We start from the raw sequence: 19,223 nt of genomic DNA, 5'->3' as shown, positions 1-19,223 counted from the left end.
GTTTTTTTGTGAATATACCATATCTTTGTTAAAATTTTAAAACAATAAAAATATACCCTTTAATAACGCACATTCTGCTATGATTTTTTCTTTAATTATACCCGTGTATAATCGTCCTGATGAAGTTGATGAGCTTTTGGAAAGTCTCTCAAAATCTGATTATAATGAAGCTTTTGAAATTGTTCTTGTCGAAGATGGATCTTCTATTCCATGTCGGGATGTGGTGATGAAGTATCAAGGAAAATTAAATATATCATACTACTTTAAAGAAAACTCTGGTCCAGGAGATTCTAGAAATTTTGGGATGCAGAGAGCTAGAGGTGATTATTTTATCATTTTTGATTCAGATTGCATTATACCGTCACAATATTTAACCGAAGTTCGAAAAGAATTAGATGCAAATTATGTAGACTGTTTTGGAGGTCCTGATAAAGCATTAGATAGTTTTTCTGATATTCAAAAAGCCATCAATTTTGCTATGACTTCTTTCTTGACTACAGGCGGAATTAGAGGTGGTTCGGAGAAGATAAACAAGTTTCAGCCACGCAGTTTTAATATGGGTATTTCTAAGAAAGCTTTTGAGGCATCAAAAGGATTTGGAAACATTCATCCGGGTGAAGATCCAGATTTATCAATTCGTTTGTGGAATTTAGGCTTCGAGACAAGGCTTTTTAAAGAAGCTTATGTGTATCATAAAAGAAGAATCGATTGGGAAAAATTCTCAATTCAGGTAAATAAATTTGGTATTGCTCGACCGATTTTAAATAGCTGGTATCCAGAACATAATAAGTTAACTTTTTTCTTTCCGACTTTCTTTATACTTGGATTATTATTAGCTTTTTTATTGTTAATTTTCAATATCGATATTTTATTACAATTATATTTCGTATATTTCGTTATAATTTTTCTTACAGCCAGTATTCAAAATAAAAGTATCAAAATTGGATATCTGTCTGTAATTGCAGTGTGGAAACAGTTTTTTGGTTACGGAACAGGATTTTTAAAATCCTACATTAAAGTAATTTTATTAAAGAAAAAACCACAAGAGGCTTTTCCGCGTATGTTTTTTTAAATTATAAGAATGACAAAAGTTATTGGTCTTACAGGAGGAATTGGCAGTGGGAAAACGACTGTTGCCAACTATTTTCAAGAAATGGGCGTTCCTGTTTATATTGCCGATGACGGTGCTAAAAGAGTAATGCAGTCAAAAAACATTCTGTCAGAAGTAAAAGCTGCATTTGGTGGCAATATTTTTGATAATGATATTTTAAATCGTGCTAAACTAGCTCAAATTGTTTTTAATGATAAAGAACAATTGGCAAAATTAAATGCGATTGTGCATCCAGCGGTAAAATTAGATTTTGATGATTGGGTAAAAGAGCACAAGAATAATGATTATGTAATGTATGAAGCTGCTATTTTATTTGAAAGCGGCCGATATAAAGATTGTGACGTAATTATAACCGTAACAGCACCCGAAGAGGTAAGAATTGATAGGGTTATAAAACGAGATAAAACCACCCGTGAAGAAGTTTTAAGTAGAATGAAAATGCAGTGGAATGATGAAAAACGAATTTCTAAGAGCAATTTCGTGATTAATAACAATAATCTTAAAAATGCTAAAGAAGAAGTTGTTAAAATTCTTAAAATTTTAAATATAAAACAAAAACAGTCTTAAATGTTAATATTTGGTTAATGTATTATTTAGTATATTGTTAAAATATTAATTTTGTTTCGATGAATAAATTATTTTTTAGAATACTTGTTTTATTGATGAGTTTGTCCTTGATAGGGATAATTCTGGTGCAAGTGTTTTGGTTCAATTCTTCGTTCAAAAATAATGAAGAGCAATTTAAATACCACGTTACTCAAGTAATTGGAAATGTTGCAGACAAGCTGGAACAACAAGAAGAGTACAGTTTCTACGACAAATACAACCGTATTAAAGACAGTACGGGTAAAATTCCAAAAAAAGAAGATTTACTAGAAGTACTTTATGTACAAAGAAACACAAAAACGAATAAAACAATCGTTTATTCAAGCACATTGACATCTGAAGATTACGATATTAATGGTTCAGTTTTTAACAAAAAATTCAGTAGCGAGCGTTTTAAAAATTTTAGTTCAAAAAGAATAACTGAAGTTTATAATAACCACAACGGAATTGATAATAATAATTTAGGTCAAAGTATAATTCCTGATCAAAGATTTGAAAAATCAGGAAGTTTAGATATTTTAAATAAAGTTCAACAGCAGATTCAATACAAAGATATTGCTTCTCTAACTCCAATTGAAGGGAGAGTTACAAAGGAAAGGCTTTTTAAATTATTGAAAAAAGAACTTGAAGAATATGGTGTAAAAACCAAATTTGAATTCGGAATATACAGCAGTGGCGTTCCAACAAAGATTAAATCCGATGGATTTCATTTTGATAAAGAATCCACATATGATATTCCAATTTATACAGATAATGAAGGGAATAGCAAATATGAATTATCAGTTACTTTTCCTCACAAAAAGAAATTCTTATTATCTGAATTATTAAGTATTACTATTTTGTCAATAGTTTTTACATTAATTATAATAGTTGCATATACAAGTGCGTTAAATCAATTATTGCGTCAGAAACACATTTCTGAAATCAAGACCGATTTTATTAATAACATGACGCATGAGTTTAAAACTCCTATTGCAACTATAAACCTAGCATTAGATGCTATTAGAAGTCCGAAAGTTATTGAAGATAAAGAAAAAGTGTATCGTTATCTTCAAATGATTCGAGATGAAAACAAAAGAATGCACGCTCAAGTTGAGAATGTTCTCCGTATTTCAAAATTAGAAAAGAGAGAACTTGACATAACTAAAGAGCCAACTGTAATTACAGATATAATTGACGATGCTATTGAGCATGTGAATCTTATTTTAGAAGACAGAAATGGTTCGGTAGTAAAGCATTATAACGCAGCAAGAACAACTTGTTTGATTAACGAAGTTCACTTTACAAACGTGCTGGTTAATATTTTGGAAAATGCCATTAAATATTCTCCAGACGCACCAGAGATCGAAATCTTTACTGAAAACATTAAAGATATGATCCTGATAAAAGTGAGAGATCATGGATTGGGAATGAGTAAGATAGCTCAAAAACGAGTATTTGAGAAATTTTACAGAGAACACACAGGGGATCTTCATAATGTAAAAGGACACGGATTAGGCCTTGCTTACGTAAAACGAATAGTAGAGGATCACAATGGTCAAGTATATGTAGAAAGCGAAAAAGGAAAAGGTAGCACCTTTATAATAAAAATACCATTAATAAATTAAAATATGGAAAATACTAACAAAAGAATACTTTTAGTAGAAGATGACCTAAATTTTGGGGCGGTTCTTAAAGATTATCTAATGTTAAATGACTTTGAAGTTACTTTAGCTAAAAACGGTATGGAAGGTTTCGAGAAGTTCAAGAAAGATGTGTACGATTTATGTATTCTTGACGTAATGATGCCTTATAAAGATGGTTATACTTTGGCCAAAGAAATTAGAGAGAAGAACAGTGAAGTGCCAATTATATTTTTAACAGCAAAATCTATGAAAGAAGATGTGTTAAAAGGTTATAAAGCTGGTGCGGACGACTATTTAAATAAACCTTTTGATTCAGAAGTTCTTTTAATGAAGATTAAAGCAATCATTCAAAGAAAATCAGCTGATACAAAAGCAGAACAAGTACAGTTTGAATTTAATATTGGAAAATTCCACTTAAATTCAAAACTAAGATTCTTAACTTTCAAAGATGAAGAGCCAATTAAATTGTCTCCAAAAGAAAATGAACTGTTAAAAATGCTTATTCTTCATGAAAATGATTTAATGCCAAGAGAATTAGCTTTAACAAAAATCTGGAGAGATGATAACTACTTTACATCAAGAAGTATGGACGTTTACATCGCTAAATTAAGAAAATATCTAAAAGCAGATGAAGATGTTGAAATCTTAAACATTCATGGAGAAGGTTTCAGATTGGTAATAAAAAGCAAAGTTTCTGAATAATCATTCAGCAAAAAAATAGATAAGCTCTGAGAAATCAGGGCTTTTTTTGTGCATGAAATAAAAATATTTTAATTTATTTTTTGTGATATAGATTTGCTTTTAATTATTTGATTCTAAAAACAATAGAGTTGGTTTTAAAAGCTCAAAATATATTGGTTAAATTTATTTTGAAGAATTTTCTTTAAATAAATTTGGAAAATCAAAAAAGTATTATGAATATTTGCACACGAAAAAAATAATAACCCTTTAAAAACGAAGAAAAAATGTTTGTACTTACATTGACATCTCAGAGCTTTACACCAAACGTATTTGGTGAAGCAATTCTTCGTGGCTTATTTCAATCCTAGAAATATATTTTTAGATATATAAAAAAAGCCCGAAGACAATAAGTTTCGGGCTTTTTTTTATTCTAGACTCTTCAAAATTTTCCCGAAAATCGATTTTTAGATTTTATCCATCAGGATAAATAGTTTGGCCTTTTTGGCTGTTAATTTAATGCACGATAATTTTTTTATGGAAAATTATACGGTAGACGAGTATGCTTTATGTACTCGTTTTAAAAGTAAAAGAAAAAAGAAAAGATTAGTAAAAGAAGATATTGAAAAACAATTAATCCAGTTAAGAAAACTTGAAATCGACCTTTGGAAAAAGCGTAAAGACTTACCATTGGTTCCTTTGGAAATTCCGTATCAAAAAGGCTGGCAACGTAATTTTAAATTAAGAGATGATATTGCTAGATCAAGTGAAGCGTCGTTTTACAGAGAGTTATTGGAAAAAATAAATACATGGCAGTTTTCTTCTGAAAAATCTTTTAAAAGAAAGGAAAAGAGAAAGAGAAAACATCTGTATGTTGAAAAACTCCAAACTGTAAAAGAATTTTCGGAGTGGGAGTGGAGAAGTTCAAAATTAGAATTGACCGAAAAAGAAAAAGCACATTTTTACAAAAGGGAACGTTGGTGCAGCAATTTTAAACGATACAAAATTCATTATGTATTTAACGAACCTTGGCGATATGTTCTTCGTGTAAGCCCTTATATGATAACACATACTAGAATGGTCGATTCAGATTTAGAAAGCCAAATTCAGCTTCTTGACAATTATATTGTTAATCATAATCTGAGAGATAAAATAAATAGATTAATACACGGCAGTTCTCATAAATGGAGTTACTATGAAAAGGAAAATCCAAAAGAGATAAGCCCAATTAAAAATAAAAGTCTGCATGCTTTGTATCAGGAATATGCAGACGAAATGATAGAAAATCATGGGAAATAAATTATCTGGAAAAGACCTGATTAAATTAGGTTTTCCAAAAAATAATTCAATAAATATCGCCTTAGGGCAGATAAACAGATATAGAAAAAGAGAAAAAAAGGAATCTATTCTAACAGAAGCAAAGGATGTATTGTTAAATCCTGAAAAATATGAAGGAAATGGAACTTGGGGTAAAGTAGCCGAAGGTTTAATCAAACCCGTTCAGGTAAGAATGCATCAGCTTAAAAATACAAGAGCGCCCTTTAAGATTTTTGGTGAGAACGAAATAGACGAACAGGCTAAATTTCAATTGTACGATTCGTTGAAACTCCCAGTATCGGTTGCTGGAGCTTTAATGCCGGATGCGCACTCAGGCTACGGATTGCCTATTGGAGGCGTTTTAGCAACAGACAATGCCGTGATTCCGTATGGAGTTGGAGTTGATATTGGATGCAGAATGAGTCTTTCCATTTTTGATTTGCCAGCTTCTCATTTCAAAGGAAAAGAACATCAATTAGAAGCTATTTTGAAAGACAATACCAAGTTTGGAATGTATGAGACGCATGCTTCAAGAGTAGATCATGAAGTATTTTATAAAAGTGAATTCAAGGATATTCCGTTGTTAAAGAATCTTTTACCAAAAGCTTACAAACAATTGGGAACTTCAGGAGGAGGAAATCATTTTGTAGAATTCGGAATTGCAAAAATCGATAATCCAGAAAACGAATGGAAGTTGGAGAAAGGAGAATATTTTGCTGTTCTTTCGCATAGCGGTTCCCGCGGATTGGGTGCTAATATTGCAAAACATTACACGTATTTGGCCACAAAACAATGTCCGTTGCCCAAAAATGTACAGCATTTAGCTTGGCTAGATTTGAATACACATGATGGTCAGGAATATTGGCTGGCTATGAATTTAGCTGGAGAATATGCAAAAGCTTGTCACGATGATATTCATAGACGAATTGCCAAAGCGATTGGAAAAAGAGTAGTGGTAACAATAGAAAATCACCACAATTTTGCTTGGAAAGAAATGGTAAATGGTCAGGAATGTATTGTGCATAGAAAAGGAGCAACACCTGCAGGTGAAGGACAATTGGGAATTATTCCAGGTTCTATGACAGCGCCAGGTTTTATTGTAAAAGGAAAAGGTAATGAAGAAAGTTTAAACTCTGCTTCGCATGGTGCTGGACGTTTGTTTTCGAGAGCTAAATGCAAAAGTACTTTTACGCAAAGTGAAATCAAAAAGGTTTTGAAAGCCAACGATGTAACCTTAATTGGAGGAAATATTGATGAAGCACCAATGGCATACAAAGACATTACAAAAGTAATGGCAAACCAAACTGATTTAGTTGAAGTTTTAGGAACATTTACGCCTAAAATTGTTAGGATGGACCGCTAAAAATTAAAAATTATGGAAAGATTTCAAGACGAAAATAAATGGTTGGGAAATTTTTATAACGAGATTTTCGTAAGATGCCCCAAATGTGAATCTAAAGGAGTTTTAAAAGAAGTGCCTGGAAATTGTGAATGCGGAAAATGTACTACAATGGCTTTCGAATGCAAAACGTGTTTTTATAAGATTGATGAACCTGTTTATCAATACAAAGCATATGGAAAGCATTATTGTGGCAATTGTTATGAAAAATTCGATTACGAATCTCAGATTTTTAAAGAGATTCCAGAAATATATCAGGTTAAATGCCCGTATTGCAGTTTTCAGGAAGAAATAAAGCCAGGAGTTTCTAGAATTAGAAAAGAAGCTAAGAAAGACGGTTTAGTAAGAGAACCATGGCATAATTTGCTTCTTTGGTTTCAAAAAGAAATCAAAGGAAATATTTTTTGGGTTTACAATTATGAACATATAATGTACTTGGAAAGATACATTAAAGCCGATTTGAGAGAAAGAAATAATAATGGAAGCGGGAATGGAACGATGGTTTCGAGACTTCCAAAATTTATTAAAGAAGCAAAAAACAGAGAAAAGCTTCTTAAGATATTAGAAAAATGGAAAGAATAATTCAGATAACGGCGGGTCGCGGACCTGCAGAATGCACTTGGGTGGTTGCCCAAGTGCTTAAAAAAGTACTTGAAGAAGCACAAGAACAGCAATTGGAAACTGTTTTGCTGCAAAGACAAGCAGGAACTGAAAACGGAACTGTAGAAACAGCTTCAATCGCTGTAAAAGGAAAGAATGCTGATCAGTTTGTGAATTCTTGGATAGGAACAGTTCAGTGGATTGGCCAAAGTCAGTTTAGGAAAATGCACAAGCGTAAAAACTGGTTTATTGGAATCTTTGAAATTGAACAACAAAAAAACAACATATTTTCTGAAAACGATATTCAATATCAGGCCATGAGAAGTTCTGGTGCGGGTGGTCAGCACGTAAATAAAGTAAGTTCGGCAATCAGAGCGACGCACATTCCAACCGGAATTGCAGTAGTTTCTATGGACAGCCGTTCGCAGCACCAAAACAAAAAATTGGCAACAGAAAGATTAATTAAAAAACTAGAAGACGAGAAACTGATTCAGCTTAAAAATCATGTGGGACAACAATGGGAAAATCAGCTCAATGTACAACGAGGAAATCCAGTGAGAGTTTTTACCGGAAGTGATTTTAAAAAGAATAAAGTGGAGAAAAGTTACAAAGGGACTCGTGAGAAATTAAAAAATGATTTACGAAATGAAAACAACTGATAAATACCTTTTTCAAGCGTTGGATAATTATCCTTATTCGCTTGAAGAAACTATAGAATCTTTGGATTATGCTTTTTCTTATGACGATACAAATACAATGGTTTTGTGTTTATACGGAAGAATTCAGGCAGAACAATTAATGAATTATGAAGAGGCAAAATCTTATTTTCAGCAAGCTTTATCTATTAATATTCATGCGCTTGAAGTATATCCGTATTATTTGCAAACCTTGATCGTGAATGAAGATTATGAAGAAGCTCAAAAGCTAATTGATTTTGCTTTAACTGTAAAAGGAATAAACAAGTCTGAAATTTACATCAAAAAAGCAATTCTGTTAGAAGTACAGCATAAATTTAAAGAAGCTTTAAAAGAAATTAAGCAAGCAAAATTATATTCTGTTCAGCATGATTATGACTCTGGAATTAGTGAAGTGGAGAAAAGAATTAAAGTTAAAGTTGGTTTGTTGAAAAAGAAGAAAGAGAAGAAAGAGGATAAATCTAAGAAAGGCTCTAAAAAGAAATCAAAGTGATTTTAAACAAAAAACGATGCAATTTAGCATCGTTTTTTTTTTTGTTCTATGAAGAATATTTAGATAAAGTTTGTCATTTCGACGAAGGAGAAATCTCCGCGAGTAACTCCGCAATGAATGTCCAATCTTTGTAGAGCTTCTTGTGGAGATTTGCTTCGCCTATTCGCTATCGCTCGGATCTCCTTCGTCCAAATGACAATATTGCGGGAAAATAGGAAATAAAACTTGTTTATAAACTTCTTTTACTTCCAGTGCAACTCCAAAGCAAAACAAGTTTTATCGTCTTTCGTGATGCTGAATGTTGCTGTTGTATGATCGTCGTCTTCGCTTTCATGAATTACCACGTTATCGTGTAACGAAAGCTCTTTCATGAAATTCATTTCAAAGCTTTTTACTTCTTGTTTTATAATTCTTTTTGGATCGACATGATCCAGACACCATTCTAAGTATTTTACGTTATTGACGTGGTTTACAATGTCTAAATCTGATAAATAAACTGTTTTTTCGAAAACAGCTTCTTTTTCGTGGTTGATATTTATTTTAGAAAAGCCTTCTGTTGTTGCTCTTTTTTCTGGGAACAATTCGAAATGTTCATAAGGCAAAGCTAAGGCTTCTGGACGACGTGCTTTGGTATTAAAAACGGCCCAATAGGTTTCGCTTCCAACAATCTTTTTCCCATTTACATACATTTCAAGCGCACGAACCGAACGTGAATTTTCGAGGCTATTGATCCAAGTTTTTACCGTTACAACATCTTGCCATTTTGGTAAAGCAGTTACTTCTACACGCATTCTGCTTAAAACCCAAGCCTGATCAAATTCCTGCATATCTGTAAAACTGATTCCGCCAACTTCTGAATGTGAAGCAGCGGTAAGCTGTAAAAGATTACATAAATCGGTGTATTTTAAGTAGCCATTTGGCGTACATTGTGTAAAATTAATTTCCCAGTCTTTACTTAAAACTGATGTGAAATTTGGTGATATTGGCATTGCTAATTTTAGATTTTTAGATTGTTGATTTTAGATTTTTCCTGAGGAAAATAGAATAAAGATGAAAGAGAAAAGACTTCTATTTTAGAAGATTTTCTATATAATTTATAATCTCCTTTCTATCAGTCGAATAATCAAACCATTTGGTGTTTTCATTTCGTTTAAACCACGTTAATTGTCTTTTAGAAAATCGGCGTGTGTTCTTTTTGATTTCTTCAATTGCGAATGGCAAAGTGAAATTTCCGTCAAAATAACTAAATAATTCTCTATAACCGACCGTTTGTAAAGCATTTAACTCTTTGTTGGGATAAAGTGATTTGGCTTCTTCCAGCAATCCCATATCCATCATAATATCGACACGTTGGTTGATTCTGTTATAAATGATTTCTCTGTCGGCATCTAAACCAATTAAAATAAGAGTGAAGTTTCTGTTGTTTTTCTTTAAATTTAAGAATGAAGAATAGGGTTTTTGAGATCCAATACAAACTTCTACAAAACGCATCATTCGTTGCGGATTTTGTAAGGTCTGCGGATTTTCGATCGTTATTTTTTGATAATAATCTGGATCTAAATTTTGTAATTGCTCTTGAAGATATTCGATTCCGAATTTTTCATAGTTTGAATTTACTTCGGCACGAATTTCTGGAGGAATTTCTGGAAATTCGTCAAAACCTTTTAATATGGCATCAACGTATAAACCTGATCCGCCAATTAAAATGGCAAAATCATTATTTTGATATAATTCTTCTAGTTTTAAAAGTGCTTCTTTTTCGTAATCGCCAACGGTATAATTCTCGAAAATGGATTTGTTTTGAATAAAATGGTGTTTTGCAGCACTTAATTCTTCCTGACTTGGAACAGCGGTTCCAATGGTCATTTCTTTAAAAAACTGACGGCTGTCGCAAGAAACAATTTCGCATTTAAAATGCTGTGCCAAAGCAATGCTTAGGGCTGTTTTCCCGATAGCTGTTGGTCCGACAATGGTTATAAGGTACTTCATATTTTTTAGCCCAGATGGAAATGGAAACCCCGGACTTATATTTGTTGTATTTTTTTGGTGTAAAAGAGCGACCAGCGGAAGCTCCTTTTATGCCTTAAAAAATTACAAATATAAGGAGGAGTTGCAATGTACAGCTGGATTAGCTTCTAAAATTAATTATTTGGCAATTCTGTTCCGCATTCGTAACAATATTTTGCATTGTCAAAATGAACTTGCGACTGACATTTTCGGCATGTTTTTTTTCCGCTTACGGAATTGTTTCTTAGGCTGCTTTTTGCAAATTCGGCTGTAACAATTCCTGTTGGAACAGCAATTATTCCGTAACCTAAAATCATTACAAATGCTGCAATAAATTGTCCTAAAGGAGTTTGGGGAGAAATGTCGCCATAACCAACGGTTGTTAAAGTAACAATTGTCCAGTAAATTCCCATCGGGATACTTGTAAATCCTGATTCTTTGCCTTCAACCAAATACATGACTGTACCGATTATAACGGTGCTGATTAAGACAAAATAAATGAAAACCAGAATTTTTTCTTTACTGGCTTCTATAGCTTCTTTTAATTGTAAAGATTGATGATTAATTTGCGGAATATGCAAAATCTTGAACAATCGAAGAAAACGCAGTGCTCTTACAATGGATAAAATACTCGCACCAGGAAAAAAGATCGATAAATACATGGGTAATACGGCAAGCAAATCGATGATTCCGTAAAAGCTGAAAACGTATTTAACGGGTTTTTGAATAGAAATAATTCTCAGTATATATTCGATGGTGAAAAAAACTGTAATTATCCATTCGCATATCAATAATTGTTCATGATATTTAGAGCTCACTCCTTCAACAGTATCAAGCATTATTAGGAGAACGCTCAGTAGGATTAAACCCAGCAATACTAAATCGAACATTCGTCCTAAAATGGTATTGGTACCATATAGAATAATTTTGACTTTTTCCCTGAAGATTTCGTATTGTGATTTTTTATTTTTCATATCACTAAAGATAATGAAAGTTTTGTTTTGTTAAAAATGAAGTATTTTTAATGATTTGCTTTTTCGGATGTAATTCTGAATGATATTTTTCACATCACGATTATGCTGCATTGGAATCAGAATGTTTTTCAGGATATCAATATTGGTGATCTGGTGATTCAAATCGTAATAAGCATAACCTTGATAGGTTCCGTTTTCTATTAAAATCGCACTTCTTTCATTTACATTTCGGCCTCTGTCTATTAAGATCATGCTTTTATTATCGAAACTGTTTTCTGAGATAAACTGCTGTACTCTTAAATTGTAAACTTCAGGTGTAACTTCGCCAACGCAAGCGCCATCGCATTCTTTGATTTTGTATTGAAAACACTCTTTTTTGGTTTGATATAAACCAGTTAGTTTTTGGCACAAATGATATTTTGCTGTAAACCTAAAAAGTGCATTTTTACCTTCTTGCAAAGAAGCAAAAGAGGTTATTTCTTTTTTACGTCCGTCTGCTTTTTCAAGTTTTAAATTGATGTATCCGTTTTCATCTTTTTCGGCATACAAGGCGAAAGGAAAAACCGTTTTCTTTTGCGAACGATTGTATCTCGGACGATTTATTTTTACTTCCTGACTTTCTTTTAAAAGGGCGATTAATTCGCTTCCAGTTTCGTCGTAAGTTATGGTAAAGACTTCAGCCTGAATTCTTTTGCTTTTGGTTGTAACTCCAGTAAAATGCTGATTGACTCTTTTTTTGATATTTTGACTTTTGCCAATATAAATCAAAGTTCCCCCTTCGTTATAAATATAATAAACGCCTGTCTTGGCTGGCATTTGATTTAAGATATCTAAGAGTTTTGGAGAAATTCCTTTTTCGACTTCGAGTTTTATAAAATCTTTTACAATTGTTTTCTCAGTGTCTTTTTCCAAAAGCATTTTAAACAGCTTTGTCGTTGCCATAGCATCTCCACTTGCACGATGCCTATCTGCCATGGGAATTCCGAGCGCGCGCACTAGCTTCCCTAGACTGTATGAAGGTTGTTCTGGAATTAGTTTTTTGGCTAATTCTACTGTGCAAAGAGTTCTGGCTTCGAAATCGTAGCCTAAACGACGAAATTCTGTTCTCAGGATTCTATAATCAAAAGAAGCATTGTGAGCCACAATTACAGAGTCTGAAGTAATTTCGATAATGCGTTTAGCTATTTCATAAAACTTTGGAGCAGAACGCAACATCGCATTATTGATTCCAGTCAGTTTTACTACAAAGGGCTGAATCGGAATTTCAGGATTGACAAGGCTGATGAATTGGTCTACTACTTCATGTCCATCAAATTTATAGATGGCGATTTCAGTAATTCCCTCTTCATTAAATTGTCCTCCTGTAGTTTCTATGTCTAGTATTGCGTACATATTCAATGTCAATTTCAAAAATCAATGGCAATTACAATATCAAAACTCAATATCAATTTTGAAAATTGTTATTGTAATTGCCATTGTCATTGATATTGAAAAATTATCTTTTATTTATTATCATTTTTGATGAGATTGCGATTAATTGCTCTACTTCAATTAGAAGTTTATTCCTTTTGCTGTCGTCGCCTTCTTTTATATAATCTAGAATTTTTAATGAGTTTCTAGACTCTTTTAACTCTTTTACAACTAATGAAACTTTAAAGACAAAATCTTTGTCGGTTATTGTTCCTTGCGCTTCTCCAAAATTTAAAGATGCACTTCCAGACGATCTAATTAATTGATTTTTATAATATTCATTTTCAAATAGTCGTTCTAATTGTCTTGTAAAGAAAATACATTCTCCAGCAAAACGAACTAATCGATCTTCAAAATTGAATATTTTTTCCATTTAAAATTTTCCTTCCTTTAAAATTGACATTGATTTTTGCAATTGAAATTGATGTTGAAAAATTATCTGCCTCCAAAAATGCTGCTTCCAATGCGAACCATTGTGCTTCCGCATTCTATTGCCAATTGATAATCTCCAGACATTCCCATTGAGATTGTAGAGACGCACTGCAGTGCGTCTTTACCATATCCGTCAATGTTTTTTAATGAATCAAAAATGGATTTTAAATGGGTAAATTCTTTTTTAATCTGGTTTTGATTGTCTGTGAAAGTTGCCATTCCCATTAAACCTAAGATACGAATATTTTTTAACTCTTTAAACTCTGGAGAAGTTAAAAGTTCATTTAATTCGTTTTCATCCAAACCAAATTTAGATTCTTCTTCTGCAATATAAATTTGAAGAAGGCAATCTATAATTCTTTTATTTTTTAAAGCTTGTTTGTTGATTTCTTGTAATAATTTTAAACTGTCAACACCATGAATCAAAGTCACGTACGGAGCCATAAATTTGACTTTATTGGACTGAACATGACCAATCATATGCCATTGAATGTCTTTTGGCATTTGTTCCCATTTCTCGGTCATTTCCTGAATTTTGTTTTCTCCAAAAATGCGGTGGCCTGCTTCGTAAGCTTGTAATAAGTCTGAAACAGGTTTTGTTTTAGAAACGGCGACAAGAGTTACCTGTTCAGGTAAAGTTGCTTTGATTGTATGTAAGTTTGATGCTATTGACATTTTATTTATTTTTTTGAAAGCTGAATATGTAAGCTTTCATTTCTTTCTGATGGAATGTAAAAATCGATCTTTTCATTTTCCATTTTTAATTTAGTATCGAATCCAGGCCCTTTTGCATCATCCTCTAAAGGAGTATAAAAAGAACCCATATCACTTTGAAAAAGAGTGCCAAATACTTTGTCATAGCACTTATCAGAACCACAAAAATAGCCTACTACTTTATCATCAAGATTTACAACGATTATTTTAAAGTCTGATTTTATATTTAAATCTCTTAAATATAAAATTAAAAAATTGTGTTTTCGCTTTTTATCAAAACTCTCGGTACTTTTAAAGACACAATTGTCATACCTTTTGTTGTTGATATCCAGTTGATATCCATTTTCTTGCTTTAAAGTTCTAGTTATTCCAAATAAATAATCAATAGTCACTGGTTTGTAATAGTAAAGAGTAATTAAACTAAAAATTATTAGAATGACTAGAAAGATTATTTTTTTCATTGAAGAAATCAGATTTTACAAAAATTGCTTCGAGATTTTCTCTGCTTTTTTACTTTCGCTGTAATCGTAAAAACCTTCTCCAGATTTTACTCCAAGTTTTCCAGCTCTAACCATATTAACTAAAAGTGGGCAAGGAGCATATTTTGGATTTTTGAATCCGTCGTACATTACATTTAAGATTGCTAGACAAACGTCAAGACCAATAAAATCGGCTAATTGAAGTGGTCCCATTGGGTGCCCCATTCCTAATTTCATTACGGTGTCAATTTCGTAAACTCCTGCGACTTTGTTATATAACGTTTCTATTGCTTCGTTTAGCATTGGCATTAAAATTCTGTTTGCTACGAAACCTGGATAATCGTTTACTTCAACAGGAACTTTACCTAATTTTTCAGATAAAGTCATGATGATTTTAGTTACTTCATCGCTTGTATTGTATCCGCGGATGATTTCGACCAATTTCATAATTGGCACTGGATTCATAAAGTGCATTCCGATAACACGTTCAGGATGTGCTACAACAGCTCCAATCTGTGTAATTGAAATAGAAGAAGTATTGGTTGCTAAAATGGTGTTGTGCGAGCAATATTCGTTTAATTGTTTGAAGATATTTAGTTTTAATTCAACATTTTCAGTTGCTGCTTCAACTACTAAATCCACACCAACAACACCGTCTTTTATATCTGTGTAAGTAATAATATTGGTGATAGTTTTAGCAACATGTTCTTGAGTAATTGTTCCTTTAGAAAGCATACGATCTAGGTTAGCAGCAATGGTTGCCATTCCTTTATCTAATGATTTTTCAGAAACATCGATTAATTTTACAGTAAATCCGCTTTGCGCAAAAGTATGTGCAATTCCGTTACCCATTGTTCCTGCTCCAATTACAGCTATTGTTTTCATATTACCTTTAGTATATTATATTTTACGATTTAGCCACGAATTCGCAACTTGATCGCGAATTTCGTGGCTAATTTATTTTTAAAATTCTTTAATTTATTTATCGAAACAATCAATAATTTGATAAGCCACGCGCAAAGCATCTGTAGCTTGCTCCAGTGTTACAACTGGTGTAGTATCTGTATTGATTGCATTTGCAAAAGATTCTAATTCGTCCAGAATTGCATTGTTTTGCTCGACATCTGGATTGGTGAAATAGATTTGTTTTTTTACACCTTCGGCGTTTTGAAGAATCATGTCAAAATCTCCAGGAACTTCTGGCGCATCTTTCATACGGACCACTTCGCATTTCTTTTCTAAGAAGTCAACAGAAATGTAAGCATCTTTTTGGAAGAAACGTGACTTACGCATGTTTTTTAATGAGATTCTGCTTGCTGTTAAGTTCGCTACACAACCATTTTCGAATTCAATTCTGGCATTGGCAATATCTGGAGTATCGCTAATTACAGATACACCGCTGGCATGAATATCTTTTACTTTTGAATTTACTACACTTAAAATGGCATCAATATCATGAATCATTAAATCTAAAACCACAGGAACGTCTGTACCACGCGGATTAAATTCGGCCAAACGATGCGTCTCAATAAACATCGGGTTTTCGATCATGTTTTTTGTAGCGATAAAAGCGGGATTAAAACGCTCTACGTGACCAACTTGCCCTTTTACATTGTACTCTTTTGCCAAAGCAATAATTTCTTCCGCTTCTTCAACCGTATTAGCGATTGGTTTTTCAATAAAGATATGTTTTCCTGATTTGATGGCAACTTTTGCACATTTATAGTGTGAAAGTGTCGGAGTTACAATGTCAATCACGTCGACAGCGTGAATAAGTTTTGCAATTGTGCTGAAGTTTTTATAGCCAAACTCTTTAGAGATTCTTTCGGCATTTTCTTGATTTTCGTCGTAAAATCCAACTAATTCGTATTTGTCAGATTGTTGTAATAAGCGTAAATGTATTTTACCAAGATGACCAGCACCTAAAACTCCTACTTTTAACATGAGAATGTATTTTAAACAAAAATATAATTTATTTGTTTAACGTGAAAATGAATTTACCGAATTGTGAAATGTGAAATGTAAATATGAGTTGTGGCTTTCGATATTTAACGGTCGATGTTTTACGTTTTACGGTTTATATTTCGCAATTCATATTTCAACTTTTAGCTTTATTAATTTAATATTTAAAAATCAATATTTGAAATCCTGTTTTGTTTCTTATTTTTGCGAAAATAAAACTTACCCATTTTGAAAGACACTGCCAAACATCAAGGACTTCGCAATCAATTAGTAACGACTTTAGAACAAAAAGGAATTACTGATAGAGCGGTTTTGGATGCCATAAAAAAAATCCCAAGACACCTTTTTTTAAATTCAAGTTTTGAAGATTTCGCTTATCAAGACAAGGCATTTCCTATTGGTGCGGGACAAACCATTTCTCAACCTTATACGGTGGCTTTTCAGTCGCAATTGCTTGAAGTTAAGAAAGATCATAAAGTTTTGGAAATAGGAACTGGTTCTGGTTATCAGACTGCCGTCTTATTTATGTTAGGCGCTAAAGTATTTACCGTTGAAAGACAAAGTGAATTATTTAAAACAACTTCTAATTTGTTCCCAAAGTTAAATATCCGTCCAAAGCATGTTTCTTTTGGAGATGGTTATAAAGGATTGCCAAATTTTGCTCCGTTTGACAGTATTATAGTTACAGCAGGTGCGCCTTTTATTCCGCAGCCTTTAATGGCTCAGTTAAAAATAGGAGGAAGGCTTGTTATTCCTTTAGGAGAAGATGTTCAGATTATGACTTTATTAATCAGAAAGAATGAAACTCAATTTGAAAAACATGAGTTTGGAGAGTTTAGATTTGTTCCTTTATTAGAAGATAAAAATTAATACGAAGCCCAGTTTTAGCTGGGCTTTTTTATTTTTCGATTAATTGTATCGCTCTTTTTAGATTTTCTTTTTCGATTCTAATTATATAATTAATAAAAATTGATTTATCATTCTGAATCTGACTTTCCTCCAAAACAGAAAAATACTCATCTATACTCTTTTGATTTTCATCAATTGTGAAGTATGTATAATTATGTTGGATTAAAATCCAGTTTAATGCTAGATTTGCCATTTGAAGATTTCCATTTTCAAAAGGCTTAATTTCAGCTATTTTTAGATGAGCTTCAGATGCGAGAATTAAGGGATGGAGATTGTTTTTTTGGGTTTCGTACCAATTAAAAAATAAACTCATTTCGCGTATAATAAGTTTATCATTGATATATTTTCCGGAACTTTCAGATTCCAACTCTTTAAAAATAAAAGTATGAAGCAAAAGAAAATCTTTTTCATTAAATGCTGTTTTCTTTTGAGTTAGATCTTTAATGTAAAATGTTGCTTCTTGAAAATTAATGGCTTCAAGATGATTTTGCATACTTTTTCCAGAAATGGTCAATCCTTCATTTAAGATTAGTTTAGTTTCTTCCAAGGTTAGTGGATTCTTGTTTAAATGAATACTTTTAAAAATAAATTCTATTTCTAAAGTTTTTGAAATTTGACGGTACTCAAAATGATTAAAAGAATGAATTTTATTTTTTAAGATTTCAATTTCATCCAAGATATTTTGAATAGAAGATAGTAATGCTGAGTTGATTTCTTTTCTATTGTTTTGAATTTCTTGTTCAGCTAAAATTAAGGCTTTCAATGCAAATTCTTCATTGCCAATTTCATACAGAATTTTCTCTTTAAGCCAAGCAACCATTAAAGTCTCATAATCAATCTCTAAAAGTTGAGATAATTTGGTTACTTGCTCTTTTGTTGGTTTTCGAGTTCCAGATTCAAATTTACTGATCAAAGCCTGATCAATATCAGCAAGCTGAGCTAACTCACGAGTTTTTAAACTTTTCTGTTCTCTAGCATTTTTTAAAAGTGATTTCATTCTATGAAAGATTTAGTCTTGACAAAATTAGTCAATTTTTCAAGCAAAAGAAAAGCAGCATTTTTGAAATACTGCTCTTTATGTTTTATTTGGGAGGAAGTGATCCGTCTTTTCTCATTTCTTTTACAACAGCTTGCATTATCGCATCAACGGTTTGTCCTAAATCGGTAACATATTGCGATTCTGTAGTTCCTGTCCAGATTAATTTGTTTTGTTTTAGTGAAAACACATTGGTTTCTACCATATAAGATGTGGTTTCTTGGTAATATCCAGGATCGTAAAAATTTGGAGAATACATTCCGTACCAGTTTCCAAATCCATAACCGTACATTCCTGTATACATCCCGTCAAAACCTCCATAATACATTCCTGTATAAGTGCCAGGAACGTAATTAACTTCTTTTTCTTTGCTGACTAATCGCATACTGATTACTCCGTCAAAATTTTCGTCTTGTAAAACCTTTAGTTTTTGTTCTTGTGATAATTGTGAAGTTGCATTTAAGTATTGATATGACGTTTTAAATACTGGATTGCTTGCCGCAATTCTGTTTTCTGTAATTCGTCTCGAAGCCTCATCTTTGACCAAAGCGACAACCAAAACTTTTTTAAATTGTTCCTGAGCAATCGTTACATCAGGATCTCTCCAGCTGTTTACAATAGAAGTATTACTGCTACAACTTGAAAACGCTGCAATAGCGAAAAACAAAACTAAGTACTTTTTCATATTTTACAGTTAAATTGGTTATAAGTAAAAA

Annotated in this window: 21 protein-coding genes; 10 read left to right on the top strand and 11 right to left on the bottom strand. The window is 32.3% G+C overall.

Annotated elements, in window-relative coordinates:
• The first annotated feature begins 79 nt into the window (after positions 1 to 79).
• The 9 genes from AC3Y25_RS04150 to AC3Y25_RS04110 all read left to right on the top strand — a co-directional run bounded on the left by AC3Y25_RS04150 (position 80) and on the right by AC3Y25_RS04110 (position 8,524).
• Entirely contained in the window at positions 80 to 1,072 is a 993-nt protein-coding gene (locus AC3Y25_RS04150; protein WP_489901843.1) for a glycosyltransferase family 2 protein, read from the top strand.
• Positions 1,073 to 1,081: 9 nt separating this feature from the next.
• Positions 1,082 to 1,678 (top strand): dephospho-CoA kinase, encoded by a 597-nt coding sequence (gene coaE, locus AC3Y25_RS04145; RefSeq protein ID WP_427873190.1) that lies wholly within the window; start codon positions 1,082 to 1,084, stop codon positions 1,676 to 1,678.
• Between the two features lie 59 nt (positions 1,679 to 1,737).
• Positions 1,738 to 3,324, top strand: a complete 1,587-nt coding sequence (locus AC3Y25_RS04140) for a sensor histidine kinase (protein ID WP_250835685.1) — start codon at positions 1,738 to 1,740, stop codon at positions 3,322 to 3,324.
• 3 nt (positions 3,325 to 3,327) lie between these two features.
• Positions 3,328 to 4,044, top strand: a complete 717-nt coding sequence (locus tag AC3Y25_RS04135) for a response regulator transcription factor (RefSeq protein WP_489901842.1) — start codon at positions 3,328 to 3,330, stop codon at positions 4,042 to 4,044.
• 513 nt (positions 4,045 to 4,557) lie between these two features.
• Entirely contained in the window at positions 4,558 to 5,319 is a 762-nt protein-coding gene (locus tag AC3Y25_RS04130) for a hypothetical protein (RefSeq protein WP_489901841.1), read from the top strand.
• Positions 5,309 to 6,700, top strand: coding sequence for an RtcB family protein (locus AC3Y25_RS04125; protein WP_489901840.1), 1,392 nt, complete (start codon positions 5,309 to 5,311; stop codon positions 6,698 to 6,700). The genes AC3Y25_RS04130 and AC3Y25_RS04125 overlap by 11 nt, the downstream gene beginning before the upstream one ends.
• Before the next feature lie 12 nt (positions 6,701 to 6,712).
• Positions 6,713 to 7,318 carry a hypothetical protein gene (locus AC3Y25_RS04120; protein WP_489901839.1) on the top strand — a complete coding sequence of 202 codons (606 nt, stop codon included), beginning with the start codon at positions 6,713 to 6,715 and terminating at the stop codon, positions 7,316 to 7,318.
• Positions 7,306 to 7,995 (top strand): peptide chain release factor H, encoded by a 690-nt coding sequence (gene prfH / locus AC3Y25_RS04115; RefSeq protein WP_489901838.1) that lies wholly within the window; start codon positions 7,306 to 7,308, stop codon positions 7,993 to 7,995. Before AC3Y25_RS04120 ends, prfH begins: the two co-directional genes overlap by 13 nt.
• Positions 7,982 to 8,524, top strand: a complete 543-nt coding sequence (locus AC3Y25_RS04110; protein WP_489901837.1) for a hypothetical protein — start codon at positions 7,982 to 7,984, stop codon at positions 8,522 to 8,524. Before prfH ends, AC3Y25_RS04110 begins: the two co-directional genes overlap by 14 nt.
• 242 nt (positions 8,525 to 8,766) lie before the next feature.
• Here the strand turns inward: AC3Y25_RS04110 and AC3Y25_RS04105 are convergent, their stop codons facing one another.
• The 9 genes from AC3Y25_RS04105 to AC3Y25_RS04065 all read right to left on the bottom strand — a co-directional run bounded on the left by AC3Y25_RS04105 (position 8,767) and on the right by AC3Y25_RS04065 (position 16,544).
• The gene (locus AC3Y25_RS04105) at positions 8,767 to 9,513 is read right to left on the bottom strand and encodes an acyl-[acyl-carrier-protein] thioesterase (protein WP_489901836.1); all 747 of its coding nucleotides are present in this window, start codon (positions 9,511 to 9,513) and stop codon (positions 8,767 to 8,769) included.
• 79 nt (positions 9,514 to 9,592) lie between these two features.
• Entirely contained in the window at positions 9,593 to 10,513 is a 921-nt protein-coding gene (miaA, locus tag AC3Y25_RS04100; RefSeq protein ID WP_489901835.1) for a tRNA (adenosine(37)-N6)-dimethylallyltransferase MiaA, read from the bottom strand.
• A 152-nt stretch (positions 10,514 to 10,665) separates the two neighbouring features.
• Complete coding sequence (locus AC3Y25_RS04095; RefSeq protein WP_379800547.1) at positions 10,666 to 11,505, bottom strand: ion transporter; 840 nt, start codon at positions 11,503 to 11,505, stop codon at positions 10,666 to 10,668.
• A 30-nt stretch (positions 11,506 to 11,535) separates the two neighbouring features.
• A complete protein-coding gene (locus AC3Y25_RS04090) occupies positions 11,536 to 12,897 on the bottom strand; it encodes an exonuclease domain-containing protein (RefSeq protein ID WP_489901834.1) in 1,362 nt (453 codons plus the stop codon).
• A 103-nt stretch (positions 12,898 to 13,000) separates the two neighbouring features.
• Positions 13,001 to 13,348: a four helix bundle protein gene (locus tag AC3Y25_RS04085; protein ID WP_091496967.1), complete on the bottom strand. Its 348-nt coding sequence runs from the start codon at positions 13,346 to 13,348 to the stop codon at positions 13,001 to 13,003.
• 62 nt (positions 13,349 to 13,410) lie between these two features.
• Entirely contained in the window at positions 13,411 to 14,082 is a 672-nt protein-coding gene (locus AC3Y25_RS04080) for a YggS family pyridoxal phosphate-dependent enzyme (protein WP_489901833.1), read from the bottom strand.
• Positions 14,083 to 14,087: 5 nt separating this feature from the next.
• Positions 14,088 to 14,582, bottom strand: a complete 495-nt coding sequence (locus AC3Y25_RS04075; protein ID WP_489901832.1) for a hypothetical protein — start codon at positions 14,580 to 14,582, stop codon at positions 14,088 to 14,090.
• A gap of 15 nt (positions 14,583 to 14,597) precedes the next feature.
• Entirely contained in the window at positions 14,598 to 15,485 is an 888-nt protein-coding gene (locus tag AC3Y25_RS04070) for a 3-hydroxyacyl-CoA dehydrogenase family protein (RefSeq protein ID WP_489901831.1), read from the bottom strand.
• A gap of 93 nt (positions 15,486 to 15,578) precedes the next feature.
• Positions 15,579 to 16,544: a Gfo/Idh/MocA family protein gene (locus AC3Y25_RS04065; protein WP_095927680.1), complete on the bottom strand. Its 966-nt coding sequence runs from the start codon at positions 16,542 to 16,544 to the stop codon at positions 15,579 to 15,581.
• A 246-nt stretch (positions 16,545 to 16,790) separates the two neighbouring features.
• On the opposite strand from AC3Y25_RS04065, the gene AC3Y25_RS04060 reads away from it, so the two are divergent.
• Positions 16,791 to 17,432, top strand: a complete 642-nt coding sequence (locus AC3Y25_RS04060; RefSeq protein ID WP_250835697.1) for a protein-L-isoaspartate(D-aspartate) O-methyltransferase — start codon at positions 16,791 to 16,793, stop codon at positions 17,430 to 17,432.
• Between the two features lie 28 nt (positions 17,433 to 17,460).
• On the opposite strand, the gene AC3Y25_RS04055 is transcribed toward AC3Y25_RS04060, so the two are convergent.
• Complete coding sequence (locus AC3Y25_RS04055) at positions 17,461 to 18,468, bottom strand: helix-turn-helix domain-containing protein (RefSeq protein ID WP_489901830.1); 1,008 nt, start codon at positions 18,466 to 18,468, stop codon at positions 17,461 to 17,463.
• 85 nt (positions 18,469 to 18,553) lie between these two features.
• Positions 18,554 to 19,192 carry a putative periplasmic lipoprotein gene (locus AC3Y25_RS04050; protein WP_250835699.1) on the bottom strand — a complete coding sequence of 213 codons (639 nt, stop codon included), beginning with the start codon at positions 19,190 to 19,192 and terminating at the stop codon, positions 18,554 to 18,556.
• Between the last annotated feature and the right edge of the window lie 31 nt (positions 19,193 to 19,223).

The organism is Flavobacterium sp. LK-23 (assembly GCF_058135255.1).
The sequence above is the reverse complement of the archived record's forward strand: the minus strand, read 5'-3'. Positions and strand labels throughout refer to the sequence as shown.